This is a genomic window from Pseudomonas oligotrophica (assembly GCF_021726475.1).
Classification (GTDB): domain Bacteria; phylum Pseudomonadota; class Gammaproteobacteria; order Pseudomonadales; family Pseudomonadaceae; genus Stutzerimonas; species Stutzerimonas oligotrophica.
This window is the reverse complement of sequence record NZ_JAKJRU010000002.1, coordinates 298524-317567: the sequence shown is the minus strand read 5'-3', so window position 1 is coordinate 317567 and position 19044 is coordinate 298524. Positions and strand designations below refer to the sequence as shown.

General features: G+C 66.4%; 18 protein-coding genes and 1 tRNA gene. 16 read left to right on the top strand and 3 right to left on the bottom strand.

The genetic code is table 11. The annotated features are described in order from the left end of the window. The first annotated feature begins 10 nt into the window (after nt 1–10). From pdxA to L3N39_RS05360, 9 genes are all read left to right on the top strand, one after another. Complete coding sequence (gene pdxA, locus L3N39_RS05400; RefSeq protein ID WP_237256262.1) at nt 11–1009, top strand: 4-hydroxythreonine-4-phosphate dehydrogenase PdxA; 999 nt, start codon at nt 11–13, stop codon at nt 1007–1009. A gap of 115 nt (nt 1010–1124) precedes the next feature. Next, nucleotides 1125–1919 (top strand): 16S rRNA (adenine(1518)-N(6)/adenine(1519)-N(6))-dimethyltransferase RsmA, encoded by a 795-nt coding sequence (gene rsmA, locus L3N39_RS05395; protein WP_237256261.1) that lies wholly within the window; start codon nt 1125–1127, stop codon nt 1917–1919. A gap of 24 nt (nt 1920–1943) precedes the next feature. Next, nucleotides 1944–2327, top strand: a complete 384-nt coding sequence (gene apaG, locus L3N39_RS05390; RefSeq protein WP_237256260.1) for a Co2+/Mg2+ efflux protein ApaG — start codon at nt 1944–1946, stop codon at nt 2325–2327. Continuing rightward, nucleotides 2324–3151, top strand: a complete 828-nt coding sequence (locus tag L3N39_RS05385; RefSeq protein ID WP_237256259.1) for a symmetrical bis(5'-nucleosyl)-tetraphosphatase — start codon at nt 2324–2326, stop codon at nt 3149–3151. The genes apaG and L3N39_RS05385 overlap by 4 nt, the downstream gene beginning before the upstream one ends. Next, nucleotides 3148–3477 (top strand): thiosulfate sulfurtransferase GlpE, encoded by a 330-nt coding sequence (gene glpE / locus L3N39_RS05380; RefSeq protein WP_237256258.1) that lies wholly within the window; start codon nt 3148–3150, stop codon nt 3475–3477. The genes L3N39_RS05385 and glpE overlap by 4 nt, the downstream gene beginning before the upstream one ends. Before the next feature lie 271 nt (nt 3478–3748). Beyond that, a complete protein-coding gene (locus L3N39_RS05375) occupies nt 3749–5671 on the top strand; it encodes a PrkA family serine protein kinase (RefSeq protein WP_237256257.1) in 1923 nt (640 codons plus the stop codon). 106 nt (nt 5672–5777) lie between these two features. Beyond that, nucleotides 5778–7067 carry a YeaH/YhbH family protein gene (locus L3N39_RS05370; protein WP_237256256.1) on the top strand — a complete coding sequence of 430 codons (1290 nt, stop codon included), beginning with the start codon at nt 5778–5780 and terminating at the stop codon, nt 7065–7067. Beyond that, the gene (locus tag L3N39_RS05365) at nt 7064–8608 is read left to right on the top strand and encodes a SpoVR family protein (protein WP_237256255.1); all 1545 of its coding nucleotides are present in this window, start codon (nt 7064–7066) and stop codon (nt 8606–8608) included. Before L3N39_RS05370 ends, L3N39_RS05365 begins: the two co-directional genes overlap by 4 nt. Nucleotides 8609–8720: 112 nt before the next feature. Continuing rightward, nucleotides 8721–9878 carry a multifunctional CCA addition/repair protein gene (locus L3N39_RS05360; RefSeq protein ID WP_237256254.1) on the top strand — a complete coding sequence of 386 codons (1158 nt, stop codon included), beginning with the start codon at nt 8721–8723 and terminating at the stop codon, nt 9876–9878. Nucleotides 9879–9885: 7 nt separating this feature from the next. On the opposite strand, the gene folK is transcribed toward L3N39_RS05360, so the two are convergent. Both folK and folB read right to left on the bottom strand, forming a co-directional pair. Next, a complete protein-coding gene (gene folK / locus L3N39_RS05355) occupies nt 9886–10428 on the bottom strand; it encodes a 2-amino-4-hydroxy-6-hydroxymethyldihydropteridine diphosphokinase (RefSeq protein ID WP_237256253.1) in 543 nt (180 codons plus the stop codon). Continuing rightward, nucleotides 10419–10772: a dihydroneopterin aldolase gene (gene folB, locus L3N39_RS05350; protein ID WP_237256252.1), complete on the bottom strand. Its 354-nt coding sequence runs from the start codon at nt 10770–10772 to the stop codon at nt 10419–10421. Before folB ends, folK begins: the two co-directional genes overlap by 10 nt. A 74-nt stretch (nt 10773–10846) precedes the next feature. Here folB and plsY point away from each other — a divergent pair, with 74 nt between their 5' ends. Continuing rightward, entirely contained in the window at nt 10847–11416 is a 570-nt protein-coding gene (gene plsY / locus L3N39_RS05345; RefSeq protein WP_237256251.1) for a glycerol-3-phosphate 1-O-acyltransferase PlsY, read from the top strand. A gap of 12 nt (nt 11417–11428) precedes the next feature. Here the strand turns inward: plsY and tsaD are convergent, their stop codons facing one another. Further along, the gene (tsaD, locus tag L3N39_RS05340) at nt 11429–12454 is read right to left on the bottom strand and encodes a tRNA (adenosine(37)-N6)-threonylcarbamoyltransferase complex transferase subunit TsaD (RefSeq protein WP_237256250.1); all 1026 of its coding nucleotides are present in this window, start codon (nt 12452–12454) and stop codon (nt 11429–11431) included. 198 nt (nt 12455–12652) lie between these two features. Between tsaD and rpsU the strand changes: the two genes are divergently transcribed. The 6 genes from rpsU to trxC all read left to right on the top strand — a co-directional run bounded on the left by rpsU (nt 12653) and on the right by trxC (nt 18978). Continuing rightward, entirely contained in the window at nt 12653–12868 is a 216-nt protein-coding gene (gene rpsU / locus L3N39_RS05335) for a 30S ribosomal protein S21 (RefSeq protein ID WP_003290642.1), read from the top strand. Between the two features lie 136 nt (nt 12869–13004). Next, complete coding sequence (gene dnaG, locus L3N39_RS05330; protein ID WP_237256249.1) at nt 13005–14936, top strand: DNA primase; 1932 nt, start codon at nt 13005–13007, stop codon at nt 14934–14936. Between the two features lie 67 nt (nt 14937–15003). Then, entirely contained in the window at nt 15004–16863 is a 1860-nt protein-coding gene (gene rpoD / locus L3N39_RS05325) for an RNA polymerase sigma factor RpoD (RefSeq protein WP_237256248.1), read from the top strand. 104 nt (nt 16864–16967) lie between these two features. Next, nucleotides 16968–17044 (top strand) — tRNA-Ile (locus L3N39_RS05320). Between the two features lie 155 nt (nt 17045–17199). Beyond that, nucleotides 17200–18477, top strand: a complete 1278-nt coding sequence (locus L3N39_RS05315; protein WP_237256247.1) for a bifunctional O-acetylhomoserine aminocarboxypropyltransferase/cysteine synthase — start codon at nt 17200–17202, stop codon at nt 18475–18477. A gap of 63 nt (nt 18478–18540) precedes the next feature. Next, on the top strand, nt 18541–18978 hold the full coding sequence (trxC, locus tag L3N39_RS05310; RefSeq protein ID WP_237256246.1) for a thioredoxin TrxC: 438 nt from the start codon (nt 18541–18543) through the stop codon (nt 18976–18978). Nucleotides 18979–19044 lie beyond the last annotated feature (66 nt).

The window sequence follows — 19044 nt, the reverse complement described above, 5'->3', positions numbered from 1 at the left end:
GAGCGCTTCGATGACCCTTTCCCGCCCCTTCGTTGTCACGCCTGGCGAGCCCGCCGGCATCGGCCCGGACCTGTGCCTGCTGCTGGCCCGCGAGCAGCAGGCCCGGCCGCTGGTCGCCATCGCCAGCCTCGAGCTGCTGCGCGAGCGCAGCCAGGCCCTCGGCCTGGACATCCAGCTGCTCGCGACGGGCCCCGGCGTCTGGCCCGGCGAGCCCGCGCCGGCCGGCAGCCTGTATGTCTGGGACACGCCGCTGCGCGCCCCGTCCCAGCCTGGCCGGCTCGACCCAGGCAACGCGCCCTATGTACTCGAGACGCTCACCCGCGCGGCCAACGGCTGCCTGGCCGGCGACTTCGCCGGGATGATCACCGCGCCGGTGCACAAGGGCGTGATCAACGAAGCCGGCGTGGCGTTCTCCGGGCACACCGAGTTTCTCGCCGAGCTGAGCGCGACCCCGCAAGTGGTGATGATGCTCGCCACCGACGGCCTGCGCGTGGCGCTGGTGACCACGCACCTGCCACTGCGCGAGGTGGCCGATGCGATCACCGCCGAGCGCCTGGAGCGGGTGACCCGCATCCTGCATGCCGATCTGGTCGGCAAGTTCGGCATCGCCCGCCCGCGCATCCTGGTCTGCGGACTCAACCCCCACGCCGGCGAAGGCGGCCACCTGGGGCGCGAGGAAATCGAGATCATCGAGCCGGCCCTCGAGCGGCTGCGTGCCGAGGGCATCGATCTGCACGGCCCGCTGCCGGCCGACACGCTGTTCACCCCCAAGCACCTCGAACACTGCGACGCGGTACTGGCCATGTACCACGACCAGGGCCTGCCGGTGCTCAAGTACAAGGGCTTCGGCGCCGCGGTGAACGTCACCCTCGGCCTGCCCATCGTGCGCACCTCGGTCGACCACGGCACCGCGCTGGACCTGGCCGGCACCGGCCGCATCGACACCGGCAGCCTCAGGGTCGCGCTGGAGACGGCCTACCAGATGGCGGCCGGCGGCGAGGCGGCCTAGCGGCACCCGGCAAGGCGTGTCGCGGGCGGGCGCAGCTGATAAGCTTCGCGCCCTTGCCTTTTTCGCTTTACGCTCTTGCCTGATGCTTGCAGCTTGAAGCCTGGAGCTGCCCTCTATGTCCGAGTACCAACACCGTGCGCGCAAGCGCTTCGGCCAGAACTTCCTGCATGACGCCGGCGTCATCCACCGCATCCTGCGCGCCATCCACCCGCGCGCCGGCGAGCGGCTGGTGGAGATCGGCCCCGGCCAGGGCGCACTGACCGAGGGCCTGCTCGACAGCGGTGCCCAGCTGGACGTGGTCGAGCTCGACCTGGACCTGATCCCGATCCTGCAGGGCCGTTTCGCCGAGCGCAGCAACTTTCACCTGCACCAGGGCGACGCCCTGAAGTTCGACTTCAGCCAGCTCGGCGGCGAGCCCGGCAGCCTGCGCATCGTCGGCAACCTGCCCTACAACATCTCCACGCCGCTGATCTTCCACCTGCTCGAACATGCCGGGCTGATCCGCGACATGCACTTCATGCTGCAGAAGGAAGTCGTCGAGCGCCTGGCCGCCGAGCCGGGTGGCGGCGACTGGGGCCGGCTGTCGATCATGGTGCAGTACCATTGCCGGGTCGAACACCTGTTCAATGTCGGCCCCGGCGCCTTCAACCCCGCGCCGAAGGTGGACTCGGCGATCGTCCGCCTGGTGCCGCATGCCGAGCTGCCGCACCCGGCCAAGGACCCGCGCCTGCTCGAGCGCGTCGTGCGCGAGGCCTTCAACCAGCGGCGCAAGACCCTGCGCAACACGCTCAAGGGCCTGCTGGACGCCGAGGCCATCGCGGCCGCCGGTGTCGACGGCGGCCTGCGCCCCGAGCAGCTGGACCTGGCGGCCTTCGTCCGCCTTTCCGACCAACTCGCCCTGCGCCAGTAGGGCGCCCGCCACGACGAGCCCGCCATGTCCGACGACCCGCGCTACCGCATCGACGTCAGCGTCGTTCCCCAGTACCTCGCCGACCATTCCGAGCCGGAACAAAACCGCTATGCCTTTGCCTACAAGGTAACGATCGAGAACCAAGGCCAGGTCGCGGCGCAACTGCTTTCCCGGCACTGGATCATCACCGATGGCGATGGCCAGGTGCAGGAAGTGCGCGGCGCCGGAGTGGTCGGCGAGCAGCCGCTGCTGGCACCGGGCGAGCGCCACGTCTATACCAGCGGCACGCTGCTGGCGACCCGCGTCGGCACCATGCAGGGCAGCTACCAGATGCTCGCCGAGGATGGCCATCGCTTCGATGCCGTCATCGCGCCGTTCCGCCTCGCCGTACCCGGAGCACTGCATTGACCACCTATGCCGTCGGCGACCTGCAGGGTTGCCTCGAACCGCTCAAGTGCCTGCTCGAACAGGTCGATTTCAGCCCCTCGCGGGACTGCCTGTGGCTGGCCGGCGACCTGGTCAACCGCGGCCCGCAGTCACTCGAGGCGCTGCGCTATGTGCAGGCCCTCGGCGCTTCGGCGATCACCGTGCTGGGCAACCACGACCTGCACCTGCTGGCCGTGGCACACGACATCGAGCGCCTGCGCAAGGCCGACACCTTCCAGGACATCCTCCAGGCGCCGGACCGCGACGACCTGATCGACTGGCTGCGCCGGCAGAAGCTGCTGCACTACGACCAGGCCCGGCACACCGCGCTGGTGCATGCCGGCATCCCGCCGCAGTGGACGCTGGAGAAGGCGCTCAGGCGCGCGGCCGAGGTCGAGACGGCGCTGCAGGACGATGCATTGCTGCTGCCGTTCCTCGACGGCATGTACGGCAACGAGCCGGCAAAGTGGAACAAGGAGCTGCACGGCGTGCCGCGGCTGCGCCTGATCACCAACTATTTCACCCGCATGCGCTTCTGCAAGGCCGACGGCACCCTGGAGCTGGAGGTCAAGGAAGGGCTGAACAAAGCACCGGACGGCTACGCGCCCTGGTTCAGCCATCCCCAGCGCAAGACCCGCAGCGTGAAGATCGTCTTCGGCCACTGGGCCGCGCTGGAGGGGCGCTGCGACGAACCCAACGTCTTCGCCCTGGACACCGGCTGCGTGTGGGGCAACGCGATGACGCTGATGAACCTGGACAGCGGCGAGATGCTGCGCTGCGACTGCGACCATGGGAGACCGAGTTGATGGAATTCAAGCGCATAGCCCCCGAACAGGCCCAGCAGATGCGCCGCGATGGCGCGGTGGTGGTCGATATCCGCGACCCGCACAGCTTCGCCAACGGCCACATCGCCGGCTCGACCCGCCTGGACAACTACTCGCTGCCCGACTTCATCGCCGCTGCCGACCTCGACCACCCGCTGATCGTCACCTGCTATCACGGCCATTCCAGCCAGGGCGCGGCAGCCTACCTGGCAGGCCAGGGCTTCTCCGACGTCTATAGTCTCGATGGTGGCTTCGAGCTGTGGCGCGTGACCTACCCGCAGGATGTCGAGCGCGACGAGCAGTCGTAAGTTTTTGTGTCCCCGTGCAGGCCAAGCGCCCCGCGGCCTGCACCGCCATTGCCTCCTGCCGACCGACGCAAAAAGCCCTCGCCGCCCTTTACGCCGCTGAATCCGAACTATCCTTTAGCTCAGGCCATCCAAACGATGAAAGCCGGGAAACGGCTTCGGATTAAGGTTTCGACCATTGGGTGTTCGGGGGAACTCCGCTGGCCGCGGTTGCGGCCGGGCTCCGGGATGCCTGATGACAACGCCTACACCGTGCAGCGACCGAGGTGAAGTCATGAGCATTTTCAGCCACTTCCAGCAACGATTCGAAGCGACCCGGCAGGAGGAATACTCCCTGCAGGAATACCTCGATCTGTGCAAGCAGGACCCGAGCACCTACGCCACCTCGGCCGAGCGCATGCTCATGGCCATCGGCGAACCCGAACTGGTCGACACCTCCACCGACCCACGGCTGTCGCGGATCTTCTCCAACAAGGTGATCCGCCGTTATCCGGCGTTCGAAGACTTCCACGGCATGGAAGACTGCATCGACCAGATCGTCGCCTACTTCCGCCACGCCGCCCAGGGCCTGGAGGAGAAGAAGCAGATCCTCTACCTGCTGGGTCCGGTGGGCGGCGGCAAGTCGTCGCTGGCCGAGAAGCTCAAGCAGCTGATCGAGCGGGTACCCTTCTACGCCATCAAGGGCTCGCCAGTGTTCGAGTCGCCGCTCGGCCTGTTCAACCCGGCCGAGGATGCGCAGATCCTCGAGGAGGACTACGGCATCCCGCGGCGCTACCTGAGCTCGATCATGTCGCCCTGGGCAACCAAGCGCCTGCAGGAATTCGGCGGTGACATCAGCCAGTTCAAGGTGGTCAAGCTCTACCCCTCGATCCTCAACCAGATCGCCGTGGCCAAGACCGAGCCGGGCGACGAGAACAACCAGGACATCTCCGCGCTGGTCGGCAAGGTGGATATCCGCAAGCTCGAGGAATTCCCGCAGAACGACGCCGACGCCTACAGCTACTCGGGCGCGCTGTGCCGTGCCAACCAGGGCCTGATGGAATTCGTCGAGATGTTCAAGGCGCCGATCAAGGTGCTGCACCCGCTGCTGACCGCCACCCAGGAAGGCAACTACAACTCCACCGAGGGCCTGGGCGCGATTCCCTACAGCGGCATCATCCTGGCGCACTCCAACGAGTCGGAATGGCACAGCTTCCGCAACAACAAGAACAACGAGGCGTTCATCGACCGCATCTACATCGTCAAGGTCCCCTACTGCCTGCGCGTCTCGGACGAGGTGAAGATCTACGACAAGCTGCTGACCAACAGCTCGCTGGCCCAGGCACACTGCGCGCCTGACACCCTGAAGATGCTCGCCCAGTTCTCGGTACTGAGCCGCCTGAAGGAGCCGGAGAACTCCAACATCTACTCGAAGATGCGCGTCTACGACGGCGAGAACCTCAAGGACACCGATCCCAAGGCCAAGTCGATCCAGGAATACCGCGATGCCGCCGGCGTCGACGAGGGCATGAACGGGCTGTCGACCCGCTTCGCCTTCAAGATCCTCTCCAAGGTGTTCAACTTCGACCCGCACGAGGTCGCGGCCAACCCGGTGCACCTGCTCTACGTGCTGGAGCAGCAGATCGAGCAGGAGCAGTTCCCGGCCGAGGTGCGCGAGCGCTACCTGCGCTTCATCAAGGAATACCTGGCACCGCGGTATGTCGAGTTCATCGGCAAGGAGATCCAGACCGCCTACCTGGAGAGCTACAGCGAGTACGGGCAGAACATCTTCGACCGCTACGTGCTGTACGCCGACTTCTGGATCCAGGACCAGGAATACCGCGACCCGGAGACCGGCGAGATCCTCAACCGTGCCGCCCTCAACGAGGAGCTGGAGAAGATCGAGAAGCCGGCCGGCATCAGCAACCCGAAGGATTTCCGCAACGAGATCGTCAACTTCGTGCTGCGCGCCAGGGCCAACAACAACGGCAAGAACCCGAGCTGGCTGTCCTACGAGAAGCTGCGCGTGGTGATCGAGAAGAAGATGTTCTCCAACACCGAGGACCTGCTGCCGGTCATCAGCTTCAACGCCAAGGCCAGCAAGGAAGACCAGAAGAAGCACAACGACTTCGTTTCGCGCATGGTCGAGCGCGGCTATACCGAGAAGCAGGTGCGCCTGCTGTCGGAGTGGTACCTGCGGGTACGTAAATCGCAGTAACGCAGCCGCACGCGGCGAGCCGCATGCCGCAAGGGAGGGCGATAGCCACGGCGTCGCCTGCCCTTGCAGCGTGCGCTCGCACCATGAAGCTGCCCCGGAGGGGCCTATGAGCTACGTGATCGACCGTCGTCTGAACGGCAAGAACAAGAGCATGGTCAACCGCCAGCGCTTCCTGCAGCGCTATCGCGGCCACATCAAGAAGGCGGTGGAAGAGGCCGTCAGCCGGCGCTCCATCACCGACATGGAGCATGGCGAGCAGATCAGCATTCCCGGGCGGGACATCGACGAGCCGGTGCTGCACCACGGTCGTGGCGGCCGGCAGACGGTGGTTCACCCCGGCAACAAGGAGTTCGTCGCCGGCGAGCGCATCCCGCGCCCGCAGGGCGGCGGTGGGAGTGGCGGCGGCCAGGGCAAGGCCAGCAACAGCGGCGAAGGCATCGATGACTTCGTGTTCCAGATCACCCAGGAGGAATTCCTCGACTTCATGTTCGAGGACCTCGAGCTGCCGAACCTGGTCAAGCGCCACCTGACCGGCGCCGACACCTTCAAGACCGTGCGTGCCGGCATCAGCAGCGAGGGCAACCCGTCGCGGATCAACATCGTGCGCACCCTGCGCTCGGCGCATGCGCGGCGCATCGCCCTGTCCGGCTCCAGTCGTGGCAAGCTGCGCGAGGCCAAGGCCGAGCTGGAGCGCCTCAAGCGCGAGGAGCCGGACAACCTCGGCGACATCAAGGCCTGCGAGGAGGAGATCCTGCGCCTGCGCGCCCGCATCGAACGCGTGCCGTTCCTCGACACCTTCGACCTCAAGTACAACCTGCTGGTCAAGCACCCCAACCCCAGCTCCAAGGCGGTGATGTTCTGCCTGATGGACGTCTCCGGCTCGATGACCCAGGCGACCAAGGACGTCGCCAAGCGCTTCTTCATCCTCCTGTACCTGTTCCTCAAGCGGAACTACGACAAGATCGACGTGGTGTTCATCCGCCACCACACCAGCGCCAAGGAAGTCGACGAGGAAGAGTTCTTCTATTCGCGCGAGACCGGCGGCACCATCGTCTCCAGCGCGCTGAAGATGATGCAGGAGATCATGGCCGAGCGTTACCCGGCCGCGGAATGGAACATCTACGGCGCCCAGGCCTCGGACGGCGACAACTGGAACGACGACTCGCCGCTGTGCCGCGACATCCTGATCAACCAGATCATGCCCTTCGTGCAGTACTTCACCTACGTGGAGATCACCCCGCGCGAACACCAGGCGCTGTGGTACGAGTACAACCAGGTCAGCGAGGCCTTCCCCGAAGCCTTCGCCCAGCAGCAGCTGGTCTCGGCGTCGGACATCTATCCGGTGTTTCGTGAACTGTTCCAGCGGCGCCTCAGCGCCGGGCGAGGTGCAGCATGAAGAGACAACCCATCTCCACCGGCTCGGAATGGACCTTCGAGCTGATCCGCACCTACGACCGCGAGATCGGCCGCCTCGCCGAACGCTACGCGCTGGACACCTACCCGAACCAGATCGAGGTGATCACCGCCGAGCAGATGATGGATGCCTACGCCTCGGTGGGCATGCCCATCGGCTACCACCACTGGTCCTACGGCAAACACTTCCTCAGCACCGAGAAAGGCTACAAGCGCGGGCAGATGGGCCTGGCCTACGAGATCGTGATCAATTCCGACCCGTGCATCGCCTACCTGATGGAGGAAAACACCATTTGCATGCAGGCGCTGGTGATCGCCCACGCCTGCTATGGCCACAACAGCTTCTTCAAGGGCAACTACCTGTTCCGCACCTGGACGGACGCCAGCTCGATCATCGACTACCTGGTGTTCGCCAAGCAGTACATCACCCAGTGCGAGGAACGCCACGGCATCAATGCAGTGGAGGACCTGCTCGATTCCTGCCACGCGCTGATGAACTACGGCGTGGACCGCTACAAGCGCCCCTACCCGATCTCCGCCGAGGAGGAACGCCGCCGGCAGAAAGAGCGCGAGGAACACCTGCAACGGCAGATCAACGACCTCTGGCGCACCATCCCGAAGAGCGCCGGCAAGGGCGAGGACGCCGATGACGGCAAGCGCTTCCCGGCCGAACCCCAGGAGAACATCCTCTACTTCATCGAGAAGCACGCGCCGCTGCTCGAGCCCTGGCAGCGCGAAGTGGTGCGCATCGTGCGCAAGATTGCGCAGTACTTCTATCCGCAACGCCAGACCCAGGTGATGAACGAAGGCTGGGCCACCTTCTGGCACTACACGCTGATGAACGACCTCTACGACGAGGGCCTGGTCACCGACGGCTTCATGATGGAGTTCCTCCAGTCGCACACCAGCGTGATCTACCAGCCCGGCTTCGACAGTCCCTACTACAGCGGCATCAACCCCTACACCCTGGGCTTCGCGATGTACCAGGACATTCGCCGCATCTGCGAGAAACCCACCGAGGAGGATCGCCGCTGGTTCCCGGACATCGCCGGCAGCGACTGGCTGACCACCATCAAGTTCGCCATGCAGAACTTCAAGGACGAGAGCTTCATCCTGCAGTTCCTCTCGCCGAAGGTGATCCGCGACCTCAAGCTGTTCAGCGTGCTCGACGACGACCGCAAGGACGAATTGCTGATTCCCGCCATCCACGACGAAAGCGGCTACCACACCATTCGCGAACTGCTCGCCGCGCAGTACAACCTGGGTAACCGCGAGCCCAACGTGCAGGTGTGGAACGTCGACCGCCGCGGCGACCGCTCGCTGACCCTGCGTCACCAGCAGCATGACCGCAAGCCGCTGGGCGACTCCACCAGCGAGGTACTCAAGCACCTGCACCGCCTGTGGGGCTTCGACGTGCACCTGCAGTCGATGCAGGGCGAGCAAGTGGTCAACACCCACCACATGCCGCCGCGCCCCAGCGAAGCCGAGGCCGAGTCCCGCTTCCCGGGGATGAACTTCGCCTGAGGCAGCGCCCCGTTCGTCCGGTAATCAGGGCGAACGGCAAGCCGGGCCCGCCGCCACCGCATTCCCGCGGCCCGGCGCTTTGCCTTATCCTCCGCGGCCAACGGAGGTGATCATGCAGATCTACAAAGTTGGCGGCGCCGTGCGCGATCGCCTGCTCGGGCGCCCGGTGAGCGAGACCGACTGGGTGGTAGTCGGCGCCACGGCCGAGCAGATGCAGGCGCAGGGCTTTCGCCCGGTGGGCGCGGATTTCCCGGTGTTCCTCCACCCCGAGACCGGCGAGGAATATGCGCTGGCGCGCACCGAGCGCAAGAGCGGCCGCGGCTACGGCGGCTTCACGTTCTACGCCAGCCCCGAAGTCACCCTCGAGGAAGACCTCCAGCGCCGCGACCTGACGATCAACGCCATCGCCGAGGATGAGCACGGCCGCTTGATCGATCCTTACCACGGCCAGCGCGACCTGGCGCAGAAATGGCTGCGGCACGTCGCCCCGGCCTTCGCCGAAGATCCGCTGCGGGCGCTGCGCGTGGCGCGCTTCGCGGCGCGCTATGCCGAGCTCGGCTTTCGCATCGCGCCGCCAACGCTGGAGCTGATGCGCCAGCTGTCGCGCTCGGGCGAGCTGCAGGCGCTGACGCCCGAGCGCAGCTGGAAGGAAATCTCCCGCGCGCTGATGGAGCCGCGCCCGGACGTCTTCGTGCAGGTGCTGCTCGATTGCGGCGCGCTGGCCGAACTCTTCGCCGAACTGCAGGCCCGCCTCGCCGGAGGCGACTGCACCACGCACCTGCTGGAAGCCCTGCGCGAGTGCGCCCGCCGCGAGCAGCCGCTGGCGGTGCGCTGGGCCTGCCTGCTCGCCCCGCTGGCCGACCCGGCCGGTGATTCGACGGCGCTGGCCGAAGCAGTCAACCAGCGCAGCAAGGCGCCACGCGACTGCCAGGAGCTGGCGCTGCTGACGGCCCGCTTCGGCCCCATCGCGCAGCACACCGGGCAGCTGTCCGCCGCGGCGCTGTTCGATTTGCTGCAGCACTTCGATATCTACCGGCGCCCGGAACGTTTCGAGCACTTCCTCGACGCCTGCCAGATCCTCGCCGATGCCGCGCTCTGGGGGCCGGGTCGGTGCCCGACGGAGCTGTTGCGAAGCGCGGCACGCGCGGCGCGTGAGGTATCGGCCGCGCCGCTGATCGCGCGCGGCCATCGCGCAGCCGAACTCGGCGAGGCGCTGAAGCGCGAGCGATTCGCGGCCGTCGCCAAGGTGCTGGCCGACGCGCGGCTTTAGCCGCCGCTCAGGCCGATGGCGCCGGGAACTGCCGCAGCAGCGATTCGGGCGTCAGCGACAGGCCACGCCAGTGGAACGCCACCGGCCACAGTTGCTGGGCGATGGCACTGTCGCGCCACAGCTCGGCGAAGGTCCGGCCACAGCCCGGATGCACGCCATCGGGTGCCAGCAGCGAAAGTGGCCAGAGCACGAAGGCGTTGCGCAGGATTTCCGGGCGCGGCAGCTCGAGGCCGTTGAAATCGCCGACCTGTTGGTCGTAGAGCAGCACGTCGATGTCCAGCGGCAGCCCCTTGCGGTCCGGCGCATAGCGGCCGTTTTCGGCCTCGATGAACTTCAGGCGCCGGTCCAGCTCGGTCAGCGGCAGGTCGGTCAGCCCGGCGACCACCAGGTTGTAGAAGTTGTCACCCTTGTAGCCGACGGCAAGGCTCTCGAACACCGGCGAGCAGCGCATGTCGCGCAGCAGCGCCGCCAGCGCATCGAGGCCGGCGTGCAGATGGCGCTCGCGCCCGGCGTTGCTGCCGAGCCCGAGCAGAACCGGAGTCAGCGGCATCCGCGTTCGATCTCCACGCCCAGCGCCCGCGCGCGCGGGTTGACGCCCGGCTTGGTCACACGCAGGCGCAGCCAGCGGATGCCGAACTCGCTCATCAGCTGCGCGGCCAGCCGCTCGGCGAAGGTTTCCACCAGCTCGAAGCGCGCCGCGCCGGCGAAACGATCGATGGCCTGGCCGACCTTGGCGTAGTCCAGGGCCTTGTCCAGTTCGTCATGTTCGGCGGCAGGACGAATGTCCCAGCCGAGGGTCAGATCCAGGCGCAGGCACTGGCGGATGCCCCGCTCCCAGTCGTAGGCACCGATGACGGTGTCCACCTCGAGCCCCTCGATAAAAACTGTATCCAAACCCTTTCTCCCGCGGCACGACAAGCCGAAGCCGCACCGTTAGACTCAGGAGCTCCCTGCCCCGGATGATGTCCATGTTCTGGCTGCTGACACTGTTCGCCTACCTGCTCGGCTCACTGTCGTTCGCCATTGTGCTCAGCCGGCTGTCGGGCATGCCAGACCCGCGTGCCGGCGGTTCGGGCAATCCGGGCGCGACCAACATGCTGCGCCTGGCCGGTCGCCGCCTGGCGATCGCTACCCTGCTGGGCGATCTGCTCAAGGGCCTGTTGCCGGTGATCCTCGCTGCCTGGCTGGGCCTGGCCACCCAGCAGCAGGCCTGGGTAGGCCTGGCGGCCGTGCTCGGCCATCTCTACCCACTCTACTTCCGCTTCCGCGGCGGCAAGGGCGTCGCCACCGCGGCCGGCATGCTGCTCGGCCTCTACCCGCCGGCCGCGGCACTGGCCGCCGCCACCTGGCTCAGCGTGTTCCGCCTGAGCCGCACCAGCTCGCTGGCGGCGCTGACCGCCCTGCCCGTCTGCCTGCCACTGCTGGCCTGGCAGCAACCGGCCGCGCTGTTGCCGATGAGCCTGCTCGCCCTGCTGATCGTCTGGCGCCATCGCAGCAACCTGCAGGCGCTCCTGGCGGGTCGGGAACGGCATTTCTGAGCGCCGGGCGATCTAGATCGCCGGCAGCGTCTCCATCGGCCAGCGCGCCTGCACACCGATCTGCGGTCCATCGTGCTGCCCGGCCAGCAGGCGCTGGCAACCGGCATAGGCGATCATCGCGCCGTTATCGGTGCAAAAACGCGGCCGCGCATAGAACACCTGCCCCTTCATCTCGCCGAGCATGGCCTGCAGCGCCTCGCGCAGCGCCCGGTTGGCGCTCACGCCGCCAGCGATCACCAGCGACTTCAGGCCGGTCTGCTTCAGCGCCCGGCGGCACTTGATGGTCAGCGTCTCGACCACCGCCTGCTGGAAGGCCAGGGCGATGTCGCAGCGGGTCTGCTCGCCGTCGTCGCCCGCGCTGCGGCACTGCTGCCAGGTATTGAGGGTGAAGGTCTTGAGCCCGCTGAAGCTGAAGTCCAGCCCCGGCCGATCGGTCATCGGCCGCGGGAAGACGAAGCGCCCGGGCGTGCCCTGCTCGGCCCGCCGGGCGATTTCCGGGCCGCCGGGATAGCGCAGGCCCATCAGCTTGGCGGTCTTGTCGAAGGCCTCGCCAGCGGCATCGTCGACCGACTCGCCGAGCAGCTCGTAACGCCCGATGCCGTCGACGCGTACCAGCTGGGTATGGCCGCCGGACACTAGCAGGGCGACGAACGGGAACGTCGGCGGCTGCTCCTCGAGCATCGGTGCCAGCAGGTGGCCTTCCATATGGTGCACACCCACCGCCGGGATGCCCCAGGCGAACGCCAGCGCCTGCGCACAGGAGGCGCCGACCAGCAACGCGCCGACCAGCCCGGGGCCGGCGGTGTAGGCGATGGCGTCGATCTGCGCGGCCTCGCGCCCGGCATCGGCCAGCACCTGGCGGATCAGCGGCAGCATGCGCTTGACGTGGTCGCGCGAGGCCAGTTCCGGGACCACGCCGCCATAGACGCGATGCAGGTCGATCTGGCTGAACAGCGCATCGGCCAGCAGGCCCTGCGCGCTGTCGTAGAGCGCGACGCCGGTCTCGTCGCAGGAAGTTTCCAGGCCCAGCACCAGCATGGGTCGAACCGTCCGAGGGAAGCGAATGAAGCCGTGCATATTAATCGTCGCGGTCGGCCACCGGCCAGCGCTTTTCGCTCAGGGGCTTTGCATTCCTCCAGCCGAGGCGTTAACATCCGCAACCCTTAAAACCAGCGTGCTTGCGAGTCATTTGCCGAAGCGCGTTGCCACCGGTAATCAAGTGAAGGTAAGTCCTGGATGCCCGCTGTCAAAGTTAAAGAGAATGAACCCTTCGACGTAGCACTGCGTCGCTTCAAGCGCTCCTGCGAAAAGGCCGGCGTTCTGGCCGAAGTCCGCTCCCGCGAGTTCTACGAGAAGCCGACTGCCGAGCGCAAGCGCAAGGCTGCTGCCGCAGTCAAGCGTCACGCCAAGAAAGTGCAGCGCGAGCAGCGCCGCAGCGTTCGCCTGTACTGATCCAGTACCGCTGACGCCGCATCAAGCCCGGCTCAGGCCGGGCTTTGCTTTTGCATGCAGACTCCGCTTCGCCAGCCGGCGAATGGCCGGAGTTTTTTCGTTTCCGGCCGGCACTGCGAGCTAACCTGATACTTCTATGGCCGGACTGATCCCGCAATCCTTCATCGACGACCTGCTCAACCGCTCCGACATCGTCGAGGTGGTGGGCTCGCGCATCCAGCTGAAGAAGGCCGGCAAGAACTATACGGCCCGCTGCCCCTTCCACAACGAGAAGACCCCCTCCTTCAGCGTCAGCCCGGACAAGCAGTTCTACTACTGCTTCGGCTGCGGCGCCGGCGGCAATGCACTCGGCTTCGTCATGGACCACGACCATCTGGACTTCCCCCAGGCGGTCGAGGAACTGGCCCGACGCGCCGGCCTGGAGGTGCCCCGCGAGGACAGCGGTCGCGGGCACAAGCCCCGCCAGCCTGTCGACTCGCCGCTGTATCCGCTGCTCGCCGCCGCCGCCGACTACTACCGCCAGGCGCTGAAGAGCCACCCGGCGCGCAAGGCCGCGGTCGACTACCTCAAGGGGCGCGGGCTGTCCGGACTGATCGCCCGCGACTTCGGCCTCGGCTTCGCGCCGCCGGGCTGGGACAACCTGATGAAGCACCTGGCCGGCGATACCCTGCAGCAGAAGGCGCTGATCGACGCCGGCCTGCTGATCGAGAACGCCGAGACCGGCAAGCGCTACGACCGCTTCCGCGACCGCGTGATGTTCCCGATCCGCGACAGCCGCGGCCGGGTGATCGCCTTCGGCGGCCGCGTGCTCGGCGACGACAAGCCCAAGTACCTGAACTCGCCGGAGACACCGGTCTTCCACAAGGGCCAGGAACTCTACGGACTCTACGAAGCCCGCCAGGCCAACCGCGACCTCGATGAGATCATCGTGGTCGAGGGCTACATGGATGTCATCGCCCTCGCCCAGCAGGGCCTGCGCAACGCGGTGGCCACGCTCGGCACCGCCACCAGCGAGGAGCACCTCAAGCGACTGTTCCGCATCGTGCCCAGCGTGCTGTTCTGCTTCGACGGCGACAGCGCCGGGCGCAAGGCTGCCTGGCGCGCGCTGGAAGCCACCCTGCCGAACCTGCAGGACGGTCGCCGGGCACGCTTCCTGTTTCTCCCCGAGGGCGAGGACCCGGACAGCCTGGTGCGTGCCGAGGGCACCGACGCGTTCCAGGCCCGAATCAACCAGCACGCCCAGCCCCTGGCGGACTACTTCTTCCAGCAACTGAGCGATGAGGCCGACCCGCGCTCGCTGGAAGGCAAGGCCCACCTGGCGACCCTGGCCGCCCCGCTGATCGAGAAAATTCCGGGCACCAACCTGCGCACGCTGATGCGCCAGCGCCTGGCCGAGCTTACCGGCCTCAATGGCGAAGCCCTGCACCAGCTCGGCGCTGCGCCGACGCAGCCGGCGGCCGCCACGCACGACGACCACCACTACTACGACGCGCTACCGGCCGACTACGACGCCTCCAGCTACGAGCCGCCGCCCTCCGCCCCGCGCAAGGATGCCAAGCGTTCGTGGAACAAGGACGGCCGCAAGCCCGGCCAGCGCGGCGACTTCAAGCCGCGGGGGCCGCGCACGCCGGCGACGGTCGAACCGCCGGCACTGACCACCCTGCGCACCCTGCTGCACCATCCCGAACTGGCACTAAAGGTCGAGGATGCCAGCCACTTTGCCGAAGAAGACGATACCTACATCCAGCTGCTGGTCGCCCTTATCGGCGCCCTGCAGAAAAATCCGCGCCTGCGCAGCCTGCAGCTGATCGCGCGCTGGCATGGAACCGACCAAGGGCGACTTTTACGCGCCCTGGCGGAGAAAGAATGGCTGATCTCGGCCGATAACCTTGAACAACAGTTTTTCGACACCATTTCAAGCCTTGCCGCCAGACAACGCGAGCGCAGCCTCGAGCAACTGCTGCGCAAGGCTCGCCAGGGTGCCCTGAGCGCAGAGGAGAAGGACCACCTGCGCGCACTGTTGGATCGCAAGGCCGCACCCAGGGAACCGACCTCAACTGGCGCGTGAGGTCCTAGCTCGGCTATAATGCTTGGCTTGTTTTCAGCCCGCCAGAACCTTCAGTGGATAGGGTTATATGTCCGGAAAAGCGCAACAGCAGTCTCGCCTCAAAGAGTTGATCCAGCGTGGTCGTGAGCAGGGTTACCTGACTTACGCCGAGGTCAACGACCACCTGCCGGAGGATATTTCCGATCCGGAACAGGTGGAAGACATCATTCGCATGATCAACGACATGGGCATCAACGTATTCGAGGTTGCCCCGGATGCCGATGCCCTGTTGTTGGCCGAAGCCGATACCGATGAAGCCGCCGCGGAAGAAGCCGCCGCCGCCCTGGCCGCGGTGGAGACCGACATCGGCCGCACCACCGACCCGGTGCGCATGTACATGCGCGAGATGGGCACCGTCGAGCTGCTGACGCGCGAAGGCGAGATCGAGATCGCCAAGCGCATCGAGGAAGGCATCCGCGAAGTGATGAGCGCGATCGCCCACTTCCCCGGCACCGTCGACGGCATCCTGGCCGACTACGATCGCGTGGTCAGCGAGGGCGGCCGCCTGTCGGACATCCTCAGCGGCTACATCGACCCGGATGATGACGGCGCTGCCGCCCCCCAGGAAGTCGAGCCGGTCGCCCCGCAGGTCGCCAGCAAGGCCGCCGCGGACGACAAGGATGACGACGAGGAAGAAGACGAATCCTCCGACAGCGAGGAAGAGGAAGGCGACGGCGGTCCGGACCCCGAAGTTGCCCGCCTGCGCTTCGGCGCCGTCGCCGAGCAACTGGAGAAGACCCAGAAGGCCCTGAAGAAGCACGGCCGCGCCAGCCGCCAGGCAATCGAGGAGCTCGAAGCCCTCGCCACCCTGTTCATGCCGATCAAGCTGGTACCCAAGCAGTACGACGCCCTGGTCGAGCGCGTGCGCGACGCCCTCAGCCGCATCCGCGCCCAGGAGCGTGCGGTCATGCAGCTGTGCGTGCGTGACGCCCGCATGCCACGCGCCGACTTCCTGCGCGAGTTCCCGAGCAACGAGACCAATCTCGACTGGGCCGACGCCATCGCCAGCGGCAAGGGCAAGTACGCCGAGGCCATCGCAGCCCGCAAGGACGACATCCGCGCCTGCCAGCAGAAGCTGGTGGACCTGGAGCAGGAATCCGGCCTCAGCGTCGCCGACATCAAGGACATCAACCGTCGCATGTCCATCGGCGAGGCCAAGGCCCGCCGCGCCAAGAAGGAGATGGTCGAGGCCAACCTGCGCCTGGTGATCTCCATCGCCAAGAAATACACCAACCGCGGCCTGCAGTTCCTCGACCTGATCCAGGAAGGCAACATCGGCCTGATGAAGGCGGTGGACAAGTTCGAATACCGCCGCGGCTACAAGTTCTCGACCTACGCCACCTGGTGGATCCGCCAGGCGATCACCCGCTCGATCGCCGACCAGGCGCGCACCATCCGCATCCCGGTGCACATGATCGAGACCATCAACAAGCTCAACCGCATCTCCCGCCAGATGCTCCAGGAAATGGGCCGCGAGCCCACTCCGGAAGAGCTGGGCGAGCGCATGGAGATGCCCGAGGACAAGATCCGCAAGGTGCTGAAGATCGCCAAGGAGCCGATCTCCATGGAGACGCCGATCGGTGACGACGAGGACTCGCACCTGGGCGACTTCATCGAGGACAGCACCATGCAGTCGCCGATCGACGTGGCCACCGTGGAAAGCCTCAAGGAAGCCACCCGCGAAGTGCTCGCCGGCCTCACCGCCCGCGAAGCCAAGGTGCTGCGCATGCGCTTCGGCATCGACATGAACACCGACCACACCCTCGAGGAAGTCGGCAAGCAGTTCGATGTCACCCGCGAGCGGATCCGCCAGATCGAGGCAAAGGCGCTGCGCAAGCTGCGCCACCCGACGCGCAGCGAACACCTGCGCTCGTTCCTCGACGAGTGATCGACAAAACCCCGGCCCGCCGGGGTTTTTCTTTTCCCGCAGGCCCAGCCCTTCTCGGTTGGCGCCCCCAGCAGCGCACCGGTATAATCCGCCGCTCCCTCTGAGGGCCTATAGCTCAGTCGGTTAGAGCAGAGGACTCATAATCCTTTGGTCCACGGTTCGAGTCCGTGTGGGCCCACCACCTTCAAAGCCGCGCATTGCGCGGCTTTCTCTTGTGCGTCGTCCGGCTTTCGCCGCCCCGTCGGACAGCCTGCTTCGTTGCCCTGGATCATTGACCGGCATTGGCCTTGCCCGCATCCTCCGGAGCTTTCCGGCCAATAACAAGGACATGCCGCGATGAAACTGGAGACCCTGGCGATTCATGCGGGCTACAGCCCGGATCCGACGACGAAGGCGGTGGCGGTGCCGATCTACCAGACCACCTCCTATGCGTTCGACGACACCCAGCACGGCGCCGACCTGTTCGACCTGAAGGTGCCCGGCAACATCTATACGCGCATCATGAACCCGACCACCGATGTGCTCGAACAGCGTGTCGCTGCGCTGGAAGGCGGTATCGCCGCGCTGGCGGTGGCCTCGGGCATGGCCGCGATCACCTATGCGATCCAGACGATCGCCGAAACCGGCGACAACATTGTCTCGGTGGCCAAGCTCTATGGCGGCACCTACAACCTGTTCGCCCACACCCTGCCGCGCCAGGGCATCGAGGTGCGCTTCGCCGCGCATGACGACATCGCCGCGCTGGAAGCGCTGATCGACAGCAAGACCAAGGCAGTCTTCTGCGAGTCCATCGGCAACCCGGCCGGCAACATCATCGACCTCGAGGCGCTGGCCGATGCCGCGCATCGCCACGGGGTACCGCTGATCGTCGACAACACCGTGGCGACGCCGATCCTCTGCCGCCCGTTCGAACACGGCGCGGACATCGTCGTGCACTCGCTGACCAAGTACATGGGCGGCCATGGCACCAGCATCGGCGGCATCGTCGTCGATTCCGGCAAGTTCCCCTGGACGCAGCACAAGGAGCGCTTCGCCCTGCTCAACACCCCGGACGTTTCCTACCACGGCGTGACCTACACCGAGGCGTTCGGCCCGGCGGCCTTCATCGGCCGCTGCCGCGTGGTGCCGCTGCGCAACATGGGTGCGGCGATTTCGCCGTTCAACTCGTTCCTGATCCTGCAGGGCCTGGAGACGCTCGCGCTGCGCATGGAGCGCCACTGCGAGAACGCGCGCAAGGTCGCCGAGTTCCTCCACGCCCATCCGCAGGTCGCCTGGGTCAAGTACGCCGGCCTCAGCGACCATCCGGAGCACGCCCTGGCGCAGCGCTACATGAACGGCAAGCCGGCGTCGATCCTCTGCTTCGGCATCGCCGGTGGCCTGGCGGCCGGAGCGCGCTTCATCGATGCGCTCAAGCTGATCGTCCGCCTGGTCAACATCGGCGACGCCAAGTCGCTGGCCTGCCACCCGGCGAGCACCACCCATCGCCAGCTCAACGCCCAGGAGCTCGCCCGTGCCGGCGTCTCCGAGGATCTGATCCGCCTGTCCATCGGCATCGAGCACATCGATGACATCCTGGCGGACCTGGCGCAGGCACTGGATGCCGCCAAGGGGTAAAGGTGGCTTGATATCCGCCGGCAAGGCTCCACATTGATCGGGATACCGCCGTGGAGCCTTGCCATGACCGATTCATTGATCGTTCCCTGCGCACATTGCGCCAGCCTCAACCGTATTCCCGCTGCCCGGCTCAGCGACGCGCCACATTGCGGGCGCTGCAAGGCCGATCTGCTCTCGCCCCAGCCGTTCGAGCTGCAGGCAAGCCAGTTTGCCAACCAGATCAAGGGCGACCTGCCGCTGCTGGTGGACGTATGGGCGAGCTGGTGCGGCCCCTGCCGCAGCTTCGCCCCGACCTTCGCCCAGGCGGCCAGCCAGTTGCAGGGGCGCTGTCGCCTGGCCAAGCTGGACAGTGAAGCCAACGCGCAGCTTGCCGCACAGCTTGGCATTCGCTCGATTCCCAGCCTGATCCTGTTCCGCAACGGACGCGAAGTCGCCCGGCAGAGCGGCGCGCTACCGCTGCCACAGCTGCTTGGCTGGCTGCGACAACAGGGCATCGGCTAGCGGCGCCAATAATGTCACTTGGCTATCACGACATGCCAGGCTGCGCCCGCGCCATCAAGGCGCGCT

Excerpts from the sequence above, each read along its gene's own strand:
- tsaD (WP_237256250.1), bottom strand. The coding sequence starts at position 12,454 with ATGCTGGTGCTGGGCCTGGAAACTTCCTGCGACGAGACCGGCGTCGCG.
- rpoD (WP_237256248.1), top strand. The coding sequence starts at position 15,004 with ATGTCCGGAAAAGCGCAACAGCAGTCTCGCCTCAAAGAGTTGATCCAG.
- plsY (WP_237256251.1), top strand. The coding sequence starts at position 10,847 with ATGTTCTGGCTGCTGACACTGTTCGCCTACCTGCTCGGCTCACTGTCG.
- trxC (WP_237256246.1), top strand. The coding sequence starts at position 18,541 with ATGACCGATTCATTGATCGTTCCCTGCGCACATTGCGCCAGCCTCAAC.
- dnaG (WP_237256249.1), top strand. The coding sequence starts at position 13,005 with ATGGCCGGACTGATCCCGCAATCCTTCATCGACGACCTGCTCAACCGC.
- folK (WP_237256253.1), bottom strand. The coding sequence starts at position 10,428 with ATGCCGCTGACTCCGGTTCTGCTCGGGCTCGGCAGCAACGCCGGGCGC.
- rpsU (WP_003290642.1), top strand. The coding sequence starts at position 12,653 with ATGCCCGCTGTCAAAGTTAAAGAGAATGAACCCTTCGACGTAGCACTG.
- pdxA (WP_237256262.1), top strand. The coding sequence starts at position 11 with ATGACCCTTTCCCGCCCCTTCGTTGTCACGCCTGGCGAGCCCGCCGGC.
- L3N39_RS05360 (WP_237256254.1), top strand. The coding sequence starts at position 8,721 with ATGCAGATCTACAAAGTTGGCGGCGCCGTGCGCGATCGCCTGCTCGGG.
- L3N39_RS05375 (WP_237256257.1), top strand. The coding sequence starts at position 3,749 with ATGAGCATTTTCAGCCACTTCCAGCAACGATTCGAAGCGACCCGGCAG.
- L3N39_RS05370 (WP_237256256.1), top strand. The coding sequence starts at position 5,778 with ATGAGCTACGTGATCGACCGTCGTCTGAACGGCAAGAACAAGAGCATG.
- rsmA (WP_237256261.1), top strand. The coding sequence starts at position 1,125 with ATGTCCGAGTACCAACACCGTGCGCGCAAGCGCTTCGGCCAGAACTTC.
- L3N39_RS05315 (WP_237256247.1), top strand. The coding sequence starts at position 17,200 with ATGAAACTGGAGACCCTGGCGATTCATGCGGGCTACAGCCCGGATCCG.
- L3N39_RS05365 (WP_237256255.1), top strand. The coding sequence starts at position 7,064 with ATGAAGAGACAACCCATCTCCACCGGCTCGGAATGGACCTTCGAGCTG.
- apaG (WP_237256260.1), top strand. The coding sequence starts at position 1,944 with ATGTCCGACGACCCGCGCTACCGCATCGACGTCAGCGTCGTTCCCCAG.